Below are 14,221 nucleotides of genomic sequence, written 5' to 3'. Positions count from 1 at the left end.
TTACTCCCCCACCTTAATCATAATTGCGTCGCCCTGTCCGCCGCCGCTGCAAATTGCCGCAATGCCGATGCCGCCGCCGCGCCGCTTCAGCTCGTGAATCAATGTAATGATGATCCGTGCACCGCTTGCTCCAATGGGGTGGCCGAGGGCCACCGCACCGCCATTGACATTGACTTTCTCCGGATCAAGGCCGGCAATCTGCTTGCTTGCCAATGCCACGGCTGCGAATGCCTCATTAATTTCAAACAAGTCGATTTCCTCTAGCGATTTGCCCGTTTTTCGTAAAATTTCATTGATGACCAGCCCAGGCGTCTTCGGAAAATCCTTGGCCTCCACGGCTACTGCCGCCTGGCCGATAATCACCGCTTCAATCGAGCGGCCTTCACGGATGGCGCGCTCTTCACTCATTAACACAAGCGCTCCGGCCCCGTCATTGACCCCTGGCGCGTTGCCCGCCGTTATAGTGCCGCCGCCAAACGCAGGTCCGAGCTTTGCCAATTTTTCCAACGTGGTATCCTTCCTCGGCGCTTCGTCCTGTTCAACCACAATTGGGGCCCCTTTGCGCTGCGGCACCTCGACTGGAATGATCTCTTCGGCAAGCTTGCCATTTTCAATCGCCGCAATCGCCCGCTGATGACTGCGATATGCCCACTCATCCTGGGCCTCCCGGCTGATCTCCAAATCCTCCGCCGTTGAGTTTCCGTATGTCCCCATATGCACGCCGGTGAAGCTGCAGCTTAGGCCATCATGAGTCATTAAATCCTTCACAGCCCCATCATTCATCCGCATGCCCCATCTGGCGTTTGGCAAAAAATAAGGCGCGTTGCTCATCGATTCCATGCCGCCCGCGACAATCACTTCCTCATCGCCGGCACGGATGATTTGGTCCGCCAATGTGACACTGCGCAAACCGGAGGCGCACACCTTGTTAATCGTTTCCGTTTTGACTTCCCAGGGCAGGCCGGCGTGGCGTGCAGCCTGGCGGGACGGAATTTGCCCCTGTCCTCCTTGGAGGACCGTTCCAAAAATCATTTCCTCCACCTCATCAGGTCTGACATCGGCTCGCTTTAATGCCTCCTTGATGGCAATTCCCCCAAGCTCCACCGCTTTCAAGCTGCTTAATCCACCGCCAAATTTTCCAAATGGTGTTCGAACTCCGCTTAAGATGACCGTTTTCCCCATCCGATCCACTCTCCCTTTTCCCAATATTCAGTATTTTATTGCCGCATTTACTGACTGAACGCTCGCTCGATGCTTATCCAAAAAAGCACGCAGGCTTATAAGCTGCCCACGCCCAATTCAACTGGAAATGTAAGCGTTTTAATCGATGGTTCTATTTTACATGAAAAATAGCAGAAGTTGAATTGTTTTTACATAAAATTTTCCAGATTTTATGATGATAAGAACTCAACTCTGCTATTGTTGTTTGTTAGGAGCTTGGCGGTCTCAATGACCGCCAAACGGCCTCACCCGCAGACTGCTTTTTCAAGAAGCTCTGCGACGTCATAGGTAGAGACCTTGTCTTCGACTTCTTTTGCTTTGGTTCCGTCGGTCAGCATGGTCAGGCAGTATGGACAGCCGGAGCTGATGACGGACGGGCTGACCGATAAAGCCTGTTCGGTACGGGCTACGTTAATGCGGTGGCCGGTTTCTTCCTCCATCCACATGAGTCCGCCGCCAGCGCCGCAGCACATGCCTTTTTCGCGGTTCCGTTCCATTTCCACCAGTTTCACGCCAGGGATCGATTTTAAAATTTCCCGCGGCGGGTCATAGACGTCGTTATAGCGGCCTAAGTAGCACGAGTCATGGAACGTAATCGTTTCGTTGACCTCATGGCTCGGCACGAGACGGCCTTCCTTGACTAGCTGGTAGAGAACCTCGGTATGGTGGTAGACCTCTGCCTCCAGCCCAAAATCAGGGTATTCATTTTTGAAAATATTGTAGGCATGCGGGTCGATGGTAACAATTTTCTTGACCTCCGCCTTTTTGAATTCCTCGATATTTTTTGCGGCTAAGTCCTGGAACAAGAACTCGTTGCCAAGGCGGCGGGCGGTATCGCCGGAATTTTTCTCCTTGTTGCCCAGGATAGCAAACTTCACGCCTGCTTCATTCAGCAGCTTGGCGAAAGATAAAGCAATCTTTTGCGAGCGGTTGTCGTAGGAGCCCATCGAGCCGACCCAGAATAAGTATTCGAACTCTTCACCTGCCTTGTTCATTTCCTTAACCGTTTTAATCTCAACATCCTCACGAAGCTCGCGCCAGTCCTCGCGCTCTTTGCGGTTCAATCCCCAAGGGTTGCCCTGGCGTTCAATGTTGGTCATGGCACGCTGGGCATCGGCATCCAGTTTTCCTTCTGTTAAAACTAAATAACGGCGCAGATCGATAATTTTATCAACGTGCTCGTTCATAACCGGGCACTGGTCCTCACAGTTGCGGCAGGTTGTACAGGCCCAAATCTCTTCCTCGGTAATGACATCGCCGATTAAGCTTGGGTTATAGACCGAAGCAGCAGCCGCTTCTTCAGCGCCTTGGCCGGCAGCGGCCAGTGCCAGCTGATTGCCTTTTGTGTTCGCAAATGCAAAGGCCGGCACCCATGGCTGCTTGGACGTCACGGAGGCACCATAATTCGTTAAGTGATCGCGCATTTTCACAATCAAATCCATTGGTGACAGCATTTTGCCTGTTCCTGTCGCTGGACACATATTGGTGCAGCGGCCGCATTCTACGCAGGCATAGAAATCGACCATTTGCAGCTGGGTGAAGTCTTCAATTTTTCCAACCCCAAACGATTCCTGCGATTCATCTTCAAAATCAATCTTTTTCAATTTGCCTGGCTTTTCCAAACGGTTCAAATAGACGTTGGCCGGACCGGCAATCAAGTGGGCGTGCTTCGACTGGGGCACGTAAACTAAGAATGTCAGCAGGAACAGCAGGTGAATCCACCAGGCCACATAGAAGATCGAGACAGCCGCGGTTTTGCCGATTCCAGAGAAAATAGCGGCGATCAGCGAGGCAACCGGCTCCGTCCACGAAGTCTCTTCCCCGTGCCAGATGATCCCCATGCCATTTCCTACTAACACGGACAGCATCAGGCCTCCGATAAAAATTAACACGAGACCGGACTTGAAATTCCGTTTTAGCCGGACCAATTTTTCAATATAGCGGCGGTAGAAAGCCCAGACCACTGCCACTAAAATCATTAAGGTGACGATTTCCTGGAAGAAGGTAAAGCCTGGATATAGCGGGCCGAGCGGCAGATGGGACCCCGGCGCGAGCCCTTTCCAAATAAAATCAATGGCTCCGAATTGGACCAGTATAAAGCCGTAGAAAAACATCACGTGCATTGTGCCGCTTTTCTTATCCTTCAACAGCTTCTTTTGTCCAAATACGTTGATCCAGATTTTTTCCAGCCGTGCTTTCACATTGTTATCAAACTCGCTCTTTTTGCCGAGCTTGATGTACTCGATGCGAGTCTTGACAACATAAACGAATAGGCTGATCGCGTAAGCGGTTACAGCTAAAAACGCAATGAGGTTGACCCATAAGAGTCCATTCACATTGAAACGCCCCTTTCCTCTTTCTCTCCCCAATTGTTTTTAAGTTGTAGAAAATAATAAATTTTCTGAACATCTTACTCATATTATAAAAATGAATGAGCATTCAGTCAAACGATTTTTGCAAACTTATAGAAATGATTTTTCTAGGAAAAACTACAACAGACTGGAGGATGGCTTCCAATGAATGTTGTGTTTGCGATAATCGGACTGATTCTTCTGTTCATTATATGGCTTGTTCTAGATTATAGCTTAGGAAAAAAGAAGCATCTTGCTTGTTCGGCTCAAATGGAGACCCCAATCCTTCATGGCGATTTGGAGATTTTTCCTCATGGAAAGAAGCTGTTCCAGGACTATTTCGCTGAAATCCGCGCGGCCAAAAATCATGTTCATGTACTATTTTATATCATCAAAAATGACGCATTTAGTTTGTAATTTTTTCAGCTGTTAAAGGAGAAAGCGCGGGAGGGCGTGGAGGTCCGGCTGCTTGTGGACCGGCTTGGCGGCTTGAAGGTAAAAAAAGCCGAGGTTCATGCGCTCACACAGGCAGGGGTCCAGTTTGCCTATTGCAACCAGGTCCGGTTTCCGTATCTTTTCTATACGTCACAGGTGCGCAATCACCGGAAGATTTCGATTATTGATGGAAAAATCGGTTATCTTGGCGGGTTTAACATCGGAAAAGAGTATATTGATCAGGATCCAAAGCTGTGCCCGTGGCGCGATTACCATTTAAAAATGACTGGCGAGGGCGTAAATTTTTTGCAGAGTGAGTTTTTTATTGATTGGCGGTTAGCGGCTGGGGAGGATTTGCAGCGGGACCCCGGCTATTTCCCTAAGTTGTCTCAAGGGTCCATCCGCCACCGGCTGGTGCCAACGGAAGCCGGACAGCTTGAAGGGAGGCAAATCAGGCTGATCAGGCAGGCTGAGCGGGCGATTATCATCGGTTCGCCGTATTTTATCCCGAGCAAAAAATTGTTCAGCGAGCTGATCGAGGCGCTGCGGCGCGGCGTCAGCCTTACGATCCTGACGCCCTATACGGCAGACCACCCATTGGTCCAGGAAGCATCGTTCCGGTTTTTGCGGGTACTGCTGCAGGAAGGGGCTCAGGTTTATCAGTATAAAAAAGGATTTTACCACGCTAAAGTCATTGTGGTTGATGATAAGATCTGCGACGTGGGGACGGCAAACTTTGACAATCGGAGTTTCTTTTTAAACAAAGAAATCAATTGCTACATCTATGACCGCCAATTTATTGAACGCCTTATGGCCATCTTAAACAAAGACATCCTCGACTCTGAACCGCTGTCACTAGATAAACTTAACAAACCCAGCCTCGCCCGCTCCCTAAAAGAAGCAGCCGCCAAAGCCCTCACCTTCTTCCTATAAGAAAGTGCCTTTGGGGACTGTCCCCCGCTGTGGTAACGCTTTAATGCGCTGGGGGACTGTCCCCGCAAAAAGAAGTCTCCGACTTGGTTTCGGAGACTTGTTTTATTCTTCGATGAGGTATAGTACTGGGACGTCTTGCTCGTTTTCTGGGTCTTTTCTTGAGTAGATCCGGGCCATTTTGGCTGCTTCGTCTATGTGCTGGATAATGACCGGTGCTCCTTCATAGGTCACGTTAATCATATCTGCAGATTCCAGGATTTCCTTTGCTCTTCCTACATTCATGCGTGCGGTTCACTCCTCACTGAAAAGTCTTTAATAATATTTGCATTTTTTTGGATGGTATTCATGTTTTAGGAATTTTTTGGCTGCGAAAATAGCGGTTCCTTTGCTTTTCCCGATATATGCTCAGTTTTACTGATATATTGATTTTTTTCCCGATATATTAAAATTTTTGCTGAAATATCGATTTTTTTACTGATAAATGCAAAAAAGGCCCTCCCATGTCTAATGAGAGAGCCTCCATAAGCCTTACATTTTTTCCGGAGCAGAAACACCGATTAATGCCAATGCATTTTTCAATGAAATTTGTACTGTCTTTACCAGCGCGAGGCGGGCCTTCGTCCGCTCCGGCTGCTCAGGGTCGAGCACTTTTTCTGCATTATAAAAGCTATGGAATGCCGATGCCAATTCATTGATATAATTGGTAATCCGATGCGGCACCCGCTTCAGGGCCGCTTCTCCTACAGCCGCAGGGAACTCGCCGAGCTTCTTCAGCAGGTCCATTTCCTTTTCAGCCCCAACCAAAGAAAAATCAGCGTTTGTATCCGCCGTCATGCCTTGCTCCTCACCGGAACGCAAAATCGAGCAAATCCGGGCATGGGCATACTGGGCATAATATACCGGGTTTTCATTCGATTGTGATACCGCCAGATCCAAATCAAAATCAAGATGGGTATCAGAACTGCGCATCGCAAAGAAATAACGTGTCGCATCGAGGCCGACCTCATCGACCAAGTCCCGCATCGTAACGGCTTTTCCAGTCCGTTTACTCATTTTCATCTTCTCGCCATTCTTATACAAATGAACGAGCTGGATGATTTCCACCTCGAGCGCCTCGCGGTCATAGCCGAGTGCCTGAATCGCTGCTTTCATCCGCGGGATATAGCCGTGATGGTCTGCACCCCAAATATTGATCAATTTTTCAAAGCCGCGGTCAAGCTTGTTTTTATGATAAGCGATATCGGGAGTCAGATAGGTATACGAGCCATCCTGTTTAATTAGCACGCGGTCTTTATCATCGCCGAAATCAGTAGACCGCAGCCAGGTTGCCCCGTCCTGTTCATAAATATAGCCTGTTTTGCGAAGGGCGGCGAGCGCCTCATCAATTTGGCCATTTTTATAAAGAGAGGTTTCAGAGAACCACACATCAAAGCGGACACGGAAATCCTCCAGATCCTTTTGCAATTTGGCCATTTCTGTCTTCAGACCGTAATCGCGGAAAAATTCAAACCGTTCCTCTTCCGGCATATTGACGAATTTATCGCCATACTCTGCCGCAAGTTTTTTGCCGATTTCCACGATGTCCGCACCATGATAGCCGTCCTCCGGCATGTCCTTTTCCATGCCAAGCGCTTGGAAATAGCGGGCTTCAACTGAACGGGCCAGATTGTTGATTTGGTTGCCGGCGTCATTAATATAATATTCACGGGAAACATTATATCCCGCCTTGTCCAAAATATTGCAGAGCGAGTCGCCGACCGCCGCACCGCGGGCATGTCCAAGATGGAGGTCACCGGTCGGGTTGGCCGAAACAAACTCCACTTGAATTTTTTGGCCGCCGCCAACAGTAGTTTCGCCGTATTTTTCCCCAGCCTCAAGGATAGCTGGAATTAAATCGGTCAGATAGCTGTTGTTCATAAAGACGTTAATAAAGCCGGGACCTGCAATTTCCATTTTTTCGATTGAAGCTTTGGAGCGGTCAAAATGCTCAATGATCGCTTCAGCAATCATGCGCGGCGCTTTTTTCGCAACGCGGGCAAGCTGCATGGCCATGTTGGTGGAGTAGTCGCCATGCGCCTTTTCCTTCGGGATCTCCAGGATCACATCGGGAATCTGGTCCTCGGCTGCCAGCCCGGCCTTCAGCACTGCGGCGCGAATTTCTTCCTTTAATTTGCTTTGCGTCTGTTCAACAATATTCATGCTTGGTCCTCCTGAAAACTAATTTCTAAATGATATGTACCGGCATGTGCACCCTGCATCGCAAAATCATAGACGATATCCATCATGCCCCTGCCGTTTTCATAGGTAAACTCCAATTTTTTCGTCTTCGTTGTCGTTTCAAACATACCAAATGGCATCTCATAGCTGCCCTGCAGCTTTTTTTGCAAGATAAATTGCAGCCGCATTTTCACCGCACCGCTGCGCAAAATCAAGGCATCTCCCGCCGACATTTTCACGATGGTCCGGACACGGCCTTCCTCCATTGCTTCCTCATACTGCAGATAGGAAGCTTTGTCCTTTTGAAAATAGCGGCCAAACACGACCAGTTCCATTGTCTCCTCCTGGTCAATCGTCGTTTTCACCTTAATTTTCACCGGAATTTCCGCATTTGCCAAGCAGAATCCCTCCTCGAACTGAATCATGGGACGGTTCTTCCGCTTCATTAAAAAAAAGCGCCAGTGCACGATCCCGTTCCTTTTAAAACCAGCCATTCTATTGTATATGATGTCTCTATCATTGACGATAGCTTGTAAATGCATACTTATCCATTATAAACATAGAGCCTGCACAAATCAAAGATGCCTGTCCAAATTTTGGACAGGCATCCGCTTCAAGGTTATGGGTTTATTTGACCCAGCCAAGCAGCATTTCACGAATGATTTTGCTTGCGGTGTTAACAGTCTGTTCTGAAGGGTCCCAAACCGGAGCCACTTCGACCAAGTCGGCGCCGACCACGTTGACCTCGGAACGGGCAATCTCGTGGATGGAAGCCAGCAGCTCCTTAGAGGTAATCCCGCCGGCATCGACAGTACCGGTTCCAGGCGCATGCGCCGGATCGAGGACATCAATATCAATGGTGACATAAACCGGACGGCCGGCAAGCTGCGGCAGAACCTGTTTTAACGGTTCCAGCACTTCGAATTTGCTGATATGCATGCCGTTTTGCTTTGCCCACTCGAACTCTTCCTTCATGCCGGAACGGATGCCAAACGAATAAACATTCTTTGGCCCAATATGCTCGGCAATCTTGCGGATTGGGGTAGAGTGTGACAGCGGTTCGCCCTCATATTGTTCACGCAAATCAGTATGTGCATCAAAATGGATAATCGCCAAATCTGGGTATTTCTTATAAACAGCCTTCATGACCGGCCAAGAAACAAGGTGCTCGCCGCCCATTCCAAGCGGAAATTTGCCGGCATCAAGGATCTGATCGACAAACTCTTCAATCATATCAAGGCTGCGCTGAGCGTTGCCAAATGGCAGCGGAATATCACCCGCATCAAAATATTTTACGTCATCTAGCTCACGGTCAAGGTAAGGGCTATACTCCTCCAAACCTGGTGACACCTCGCGAATCCTGGTCGGGCCAAACCGGGAACCCGGACGGAAACTGACCGTCCAATCCATCGGCATCCCATAAAGCACGACCCGGCTCTCCTCCAGCACAGGATGACTCTTAATAAACACATTCCCTGAATACGTCTCATCAAAACGCATAAACACAACTCCTCCTTGGGAACTCTCTCCCTTTGCTGCGGGGCCTGTCCCCCATCACTTTAACGCATTACTGCGGCGGGGGCCTGTCCCCATTATTTCACTAAGTCTGCTACAAATTTGGGCAGAACGAATGCTGCTTTGTGTAGTTCTTTGGTGTAGTATTTGGTTTCGATTTCGTGGAAGCTGTTATCGGCTGCTGCCAGCGGGTCGTATTTTTTGGATCCGATGGTGAATGCCCATAGGCCGCTTGGATAGGTTGGGATATTGGCCAGGTACAAGCGGGTGATCGGGAAGATCTCACGGACATCGCGCTGGACGTTGCGGATTAAATCGGCTTTAAACCATGGGTTGTCGGACTGTGCTACAAACAAGCCATCATCTTTTAAGGCTTTAGCGATTCCGGCATAAAATCCTTTCGTGAATAGATTCACCGCCGGGCCGACTGGTTCTGTCGAATCCACCATGATCACGTCATACTCCTGGTCGCTGTTGGCGATATGCATGAACCCGTCATCGACTCTGACATCAACACGCGGATCATCGAGCTTGCCGGCAATCTCCGGCAGATACTTCTTCGAGTACTCGATCACCTTTCCATCAATATCGACAAGAGTTGCTTTCTTCACGTTGGGGTGCTTGAGCACTTCACGGATAACGCCGCCATCGCCGCCTCCGACCACCAGGACATTCTCCGGGTTCGGATGCGTGAACAATGGAACGTGGGCGACCATTTCGTGATAGACAAATTCATCCCTGACAGACGTCATCACCATGCCATCCAGCAGCAGCATATTGCCCCATTCTTCCGTTTCTACCATATCCAGCTTTTGAAACTCTGTTTGCTCTGTATGTAAGGTACGATTCACTTTCATCGTAATGCCAAAGTTCTCGGTCTGCTTTTCAGTAAACCAAAGTCCACCCATATTCGTCTTCCTTCTTTCATTGTAAATTTTACTGCATGAAACATTGAACACGAAGAGCATTACCAATGGCGCTTCCGCTTTTCTTTACAACTAGAGTAAAAATAAGACTTCGAAAATTGTCCAGCTCCAGCGCCCTAGCGTCTAAAGTCCTTCGTACTCCGCCCTACGATAAGTCAACATCGAATCGCCCCGGGCTCTTCGTGTTTCCTTTATCTCAGTTGGAGTACTCCAGGCCATACGACGCTGACCAGGGCGCTTCCGCTTTTCTTTTATACTACCCAAACTATTGAATTACAAACACACAAAAAAGTCTAGCAAAATTTATGAAGTATTTGATTTTTATCCTAAATAGGTTTAAAACTACACTCTTTTTTCAATACTATTACTATCTATGTTTTTACAAATATCACCAGCCGCTAAATCGGCGAAGCCAGCTGAGAATCGGCACTGGGAAATTCAGACTTGAGGGGGCGGGAGAACAGCATGGAAATCATGACAAATCACGGGTTTCGGAAAACCGTTAAATACTTGCGTGCACTTTTTTTCATCGGCTTGATTGGCATGATTTGTATGTTCATACTCATCATGGGCATCCTCGGCTATGCCAAAATACTCGGGGCGCCGCCGTTGGCTGTTCCGCAGTCGACACTGTTTTTCGCCGACGACGGCACACTGGTCGGCGAATCCAATAATGGCCAAAAACGCTATTGGACCAAGCTCGAAGATATTTCTCCAGATCTGGTCGATGCGACCATTTCCATTGAGGACAAAAACTTTTTCAGCCACCACGGCTTTGATTACAAACGTGTCGCCGGGGCCATCCTTGCCGATCTTAAAGCAATGGCCAAGGTCCAAGGGGCCAGCACCATCACCCAGCAGTACGCGCGGAACCTATTTCTCGAACACGATAAAACATGGAAGCGCAAGCTGCTCGAAGCGTTTTATACGATCCGTCTGGAAATGAATTATACAAAAAAACAGATTCTAGAAGGCTATTTAAATACCATCTACTACGGCAACGGCACATATGGCGTGGAAGCAGCCAGCCAGTACTATTTTGGAAAATCAGCCTCCAAGCTGACTCTCAGTGAAGCCAGCATGCTGGCTGGAATCCCTAAGGGACCAGGAATTTATTCTCCGCTCAGTTCGATGGAAAATGCCAAGTCCCGCCAGAAAATCATCTTGCAAAGCATGGTCACAAACGGCTATATTTCAAAACATAAAGCGGAACAGGCCGCCAGCCAAAAACTCCAATTAAACGGGGAACATGATACTAAAAAGGCCAAAATTGCCCCTTATTTTCAGGATGCTGTCAAAAATGCGCTGAAAAATCAGCTTGGTTTAGATGACCGCACCATTGCACTGGGCGGCTTAAAAGTTTACACCACCCTGAATTTGAAACAGCAGGAGGCAGCCGAACTTGAAGCAAACAAATATGTTTCCGATTCGTCAGAAATCCAAATCGGGCTCGTTGCCATGGACCCGAAAAACGGAAATGTGAAGGCAATGGTGGGGGGACGGGATTATGAAAAAAGCCCGTTCAACCGGGCTGTTCAGGCCATCCGCCAGCCCGGATCCACCATTAAGCCGCTGCTCTACTACGCGGCGTTAGAGCATGGCTTCACCCCATCGTCGACCATGCGGAGCGAATATACGACCTTCCAATTTGACGATGGAAATGCCGAATATACGCCGCATAATTTTAATAATAAATATGCCGACGGGGAAATTACCCTCGCTCAGGCACTCGCCGTTTCCGATAATATTTTTGCCGTCAAAACTCACTTGTTCCTGGGCGAAGAAACCTTGATCGACACGGCGAAAAGATTTGGACTATCGACCAAAATGGAAAAAGTGCCGTCGCTCGCCTTAGGCACATCCGGCGTCAGGGTGATCGAGATGGCCAACGCCTACAGCCTGCTGGCCAATGGCGGAAAAAAGGTCACACCTACCCTGATTACAAGAGTTGAAGACTATAACGGCAATGTGATTTTTGAAAATAAGCAAGAGCCCGAGCAGGTCCTGGATCCGGCAAAGGCATTTGTCATGACACAGATGCTGACCGGTGTGTTTGACCCGAAACTCAATGGCTATGCCAAGGTAACCGGCAGCACGGTGGTCGATACATTGACAAGGCCGTATGCCGGCAAATCCGGTTCCACCGAAACAGACAGCTGGATGATTGGCTATTCACCACAGCTCGTTACCGCCGTGTGGGCAGGGTATGACCTTGGCAAGCCTTTTGAAGCGGCAGCCGAAAAAACCTATGCGAAAAACGTCTGGGCGCATTTTATGGAGGAGGCCCTTGACGGCAAGCCGGTGAAAACATTCAAGCCGCCGAAGGAAGGAGTCATCGGCGTTTATGTAGATCCGGCAACCGGCAAACTGGCAACGAAGGATTGCCCGGTCAAGCGCTTCACCTATTTTGAAAAAGGAACCGAGCCTGCCGATTATTGCACCGAGCACATCCATGACCGCGACGAAGCTCCACAGGACAAATCAGCGAAGGAAAGAAAGGTCCCATGGTACAAGCGGGTTTTTCCATGGGGCAGCTAATATAAATAGAAAAGGCTCCGGGGAATTCCCCGGAGCCTTTTCCTGTCCTAGTTTTACAGTGCTTTCACACTGCTTATATCGTACCATTTTTTTATAAAACTACAAGCGATTGCGCTCAATTATTTTTTTGAAAAAATATCACTCCGCAAGCAGTCCCTGTTTCAGCTCATCCGTGGAATTATTCCAAAGATCCTCATTGTGGCTGCGCAAAAACTCCGCTAAAATCCGCTTTGATTTTCCATCCATATGATCGACGATAATATGGCGCTTCAGCGATTTATCCATGCGGTTCACATGTTCCGGCAGTGATTTGTAGCCGCGGCGGATCGAACGGTCCACTGTCATATAGCAGGCTGTCACACCAGCATAATACGGCCCCTCTTCGGTGCGGTCAATCGTCACCCAGACAAGCCAATACGGCTTCCCATTTGGAACCTCTTCCTGGCTCTTCAGGAACTTAATCCCTTTCTCAACAGCACTGCGGGCATGCATCGCCCCGACATCAATTTCTGCCTCGCCCGCTTCAATATCGATGATCACTGGCGAGATATTGTCCAAGCTCAGGACCCCCGCGCCATAGCCTTTATGGCCCTTCATCGGGTCCTCCGGCTTGATAATATTAAATCCGAGTTTTTTCTTTTTTTCCTCCATTGCTGCTTAAACCTCCTTAAAAAAACAAACTGAAGAAAAAGTCACTTAATCCGCCCGCAACCCATGGGACGACAATATTAAAAATCGGCTGAATCGTGTAATTGTCCAGCGGGGTAATGACTAATATGAGAAAAATCAGCATCCCATACTGTTCATATTGGGTCATTTTCGCCCGTATGTCATGGGGCATTAAATCTTCGATAATTCGATAGCCATCGAGAGGCGGCAGCGGGATCAAGTTAAAAATGAACAGAACAATGTTCAAATTAATGAAAATGTTGATAAACACCATAAAATGATCGGAAGTGCCGGCACCGAATCGATTGAATCCATAGCCAATCATAAACCCAATGCACGCCAAAATCAGATTGGACAGCGGTCCGGCAACAGATACCAAAACCCCGGCAAGCCTTGGCTTTTTAAAAAAGAACCGGTTCACTGGAACCGGTCTTGCCCAGCCAAAACCAGCAATAAAAATTAAAATCGTTCCAATCGGATCGAGATGTTTGATTGGATTTAACGTAAGCCGCCCCTGCTTTTGAGCGGTCGTATCCCCAAATTTATAAGCCACAAAGGCATGAGCAAATTCGTGAAACGTAAAAGCAAATATCAAAGTGATCGCGACATAAGGAATCAATTTAATTGGATAAGCTAAAAATTGTTCCAATTGGTTTCTCCTTCCTGTAACGGGTCTGTCTTTTTTCAGGCTCCCCCAGCGGCTGCGCTTTACTTTTTAGTATACATGATTGCCTGATAAAAAAGAAAATATATGTGCCGCCAATTGTTGCACTTTTCGCTCTTTTATGGAACACTACAAAGGAAAAGCAAAGGCTTGGAGAACGATCACGAGAGCAGCATTGGCACCCGCAGCCTTATGCCAAAACAAATAAGGAGGAATCCGATATGCCGTATGTAACAGTCAAAATGCTGGAAGGCCGTTCCGATGACCAAAAGCGGGCACTTGTTGAAAAAGTGACCGAAGCTGTCAGCGAAACAACCGGTGCACCGAAAGAAAAGGTTACCGTGTTTATTGAGGAAATGTCCAAAAACCATTACGGTGTTGCCGGCGTCAGAGCCAGCGACCAATAGCCCCATCCATAAAAGAGTGTGGACTTCAACTCGTCCACACTCTTTTAAAAAATCTCCTTATAATTTAAACTCATCCTTCGGCTGATCCAGCGTCATTTTTTGAAGCTCCAGTCTCATTTTCTCTGTTTCCATGATAAAGTTCTGCTGTTTAATTCGCTCCAGCTCCAGCTGATCCTTCAGCATCGCTGCCTTTATCTTTGCCTGACTTTGAAAATGGGCTGTTACTATCGCCACAATGGGTATACAAACTGCGATTGCTCCAATAATCATTTTTTAGTCCCCCTAAGTAAAAGTCCTAGTCAAATCATACCAAATTTCAGGAAAAAGTAGTATATTCAAACAAAT

Annotated in this window: 14 protein-coding genes; 4 read left to right on the top strand and 10 right to left on the bottom strand. The window is 48.1% G+C overall.

The window, feature by feature from the left end; genetic code table 11:
* Together NFS43_RS11180 and NFS43_RS11175 are read right to left on the bottom strand one after the other, a co-directional pair.
* Positions 1–1,182 carry an acetyl-CoA C-acetyltransferase gene (locus NFS43_RS11180; RefSeq protein ID WP_251551751.1) on the bottom strand — a complete coding sequence of 394 codons (1,182 nt, stop codon included), beginning with the start codon at positions 1,180–1,182 and terminating at the stop codon, positions 1–3.
* A gap of 284 nt (positions 1,183–1,466) precedes the next feature.
* Entirely contained in the window at positions 1,467–3,557 is a 2,091-nt protein-coding gene (locus NFS43_RS11175) for a (Fe-S)-binding protein (RefSeq protein WP_251551750.1), read from the bottom strand.
* 180 nt (positions 3,558–3,737) lie between these two features.
* Between NFS43_RS11175 and NFS43_RS11170 the strand changes: the two genes are divergently transcribed.
* Together NFS43_RS11170 and NFS43_RS11165 are read left to right on the top strand one after the other, a co-directional pair.
* Complete coding sequence (locus NFS43_RS11170) at positions 3,738–3,989, top strand: hypothetical protein (RefSeq protein ID WP_251551749.1); 252 nt, start codon at positions 3,738–3,740, stop codon at positions 3,987–3,989.
* Between the two features lie 36 nt (positions 3,990–4,025).
* Positions 4,026–4,940, top strand: a complete 915-nt coding sequence (locus NFS43_RS11165) for a phospholipase D-like domain-containing protein (protein ID WP_251551748.1) — start codon at positions 4,026–4,028, stop codon at positions 4,938–4,940.
* A gap of 102 nt (positions 4,941–5,042) precedes the next feature.
* Here the strand turns inward: NFS43_RS11165 and NFS43_RS11160 are convergent, their stop codons facing one another.
* The 5 genes from NFS43_RS11160 to speE all read right to left on the bottom strand — a co-directional run bounded on the left by NFS43_RS11160 (position 5,043) and on the right by speE (position 9,580).
* Complete coding sequence (locus tag NFS43_RS11160; protein ID WP_251551747.1) at positions 5,043–5,222, bottom strand: H-type small acid-soluble spore protein; 180 nt, start codon at positions 5,220–5,222, stop codon at positions 5,043–5,045.
* A 246-nt stretch (positions 5,223–5,468) separates the two neighbouring features.
* Positions 5,469–7,139 (bottom strand): arginine--tRNA ligase, encoded by a 1,671-nt coding sequence (argS, locus tag NFS43_RS11155; protein ID WP_251551746.1) that lies wholly within the window; start codon positions 7,137–7,139, stop codon positions 5,469–5,471.
* On the bottom strand, positions 7,136–7,555 hold the full coding sequence (locus NFS43_RS11150; RefSeq protein WP_251551745.1) for a YwiB family protein: 420 nt from the start codon (positions 7,553–7,555) through the stop codon (positions 7,136–7,138). The genes argS and NFS43_RS11150 overlap by 4 nt, the downstream gene beginning before the upstream one ends.
* A gap of 229 nt (positions 7,556–7,784) precedes the next feature.
* On the bottom strand, positions 7,785–8,657 hold the full coding sequence (gene speB, locus NFS43_RS11145) for an agmatinase (protein WP_251551744.1): 873 nt from the start codon (positions 8,655–8,657) through the stop codon (positions 7,785–7,787).
* A 92-nt stretch (positions 8,658–8,749) separates the two neighbouring features.
* Entirely contained in the window at positions 8,750–9,580 is an 831-nt protein-coding gene (gene speE, locus NFS43_RS11140; protein ID WP_251551743.1) for a spermidine synthase, read from the bottom strand.
* A gap of 483 nt (positions 9,581–10,063) precedes the next feature.
* Between speE and NFS43_RS11135 the strand changes: the two genes are divergently transcribed.
* Positions 10,064–12,136 carry a transglycosylase domain-containing protein gene (locus NFS43_RS11135; RefSeq protein ID WP_251551742.1) on the top strand — a complete coding sequence of 691 codons (2,073 nt, stop codon included), beginning with the start codon at positions 10,064–10,066 and terminating at the stop codon, positions 12,134–12,136.
* Between the two features lie 138 nt (positions 12,137–12,274).
* On the opposite strand, the gene NFS43_RS11130 is transcribed toward NFS43_RS11135, so the two are convergent.
* Positions 12,275–12,787: a YwhD family protein gene (locus NFS43_RS11130; protein WP_251551741.1), complete on the bottom strand. Its 513-nt coding sequence runs from the start codon at positions 12,785–12,787 to the stop codon at positions 12,275–12,277.
* 16 nt (positions 12,788–12,803) lie between these two features.
* A complete protein-coding gene (locus NFS43_RS11125) occupies positions 12,804–13,454 on the bottom strand; it encodes a site-2 protease family protein (protein ID WP_251551740.1) in 651 nt (216 codons plus the stop codon).
* Between the two features lie 104 nt (positions 13,455–13,558).
* Here NFS43_RS11125 and NFS43_RS11120 point away from each other — a divergent pair, with 104 nt between their 5' ends.
* Complete coding sequence (locus tag NFS43_RS11120; protein WP_251551739.1) at positions 13,559–13,876, top strand: 2-hydroxymuconate tautomerase; 318 nt, start codon at positions 13,559–13,561, stop codon at positions 13,874–13,876.
* Between the two features lie 57 nt (positions 13,877–13,933).
* Here NFS43_RS11120 and NFS43_RS11115 read toward each other — a convergent pair whose 3' ends face one another.
* Positions 13,934–14,146: a hypothetical protein gene (locus NFS43_RS11115; protein ID WP_251551738.1), complete on the bottom strand. Its 213-nt coding sequence runs from the start codon at positions 14,144–14,146 to the stop codon at positions 13,934–13,936.
* Positions 14,147–14,221: the final 75 nt, after the last annotated feature.

It is taken from the genome of Neobacillus muris (assembly GCF_943193175.1).
In the GTDB taxonomy this organism is placed as follows: domain Bacteria; phylum Bacillota; class Bacilli; order Bacillales; family Cytobacillaceae; genus Neobacillus; species Neobacillus muris.
The sequence above is the reverse complement of the archived record's forward strand: the minus strand, read 5'-3'. Positions and strand labels throughout refer to the sequence as shown.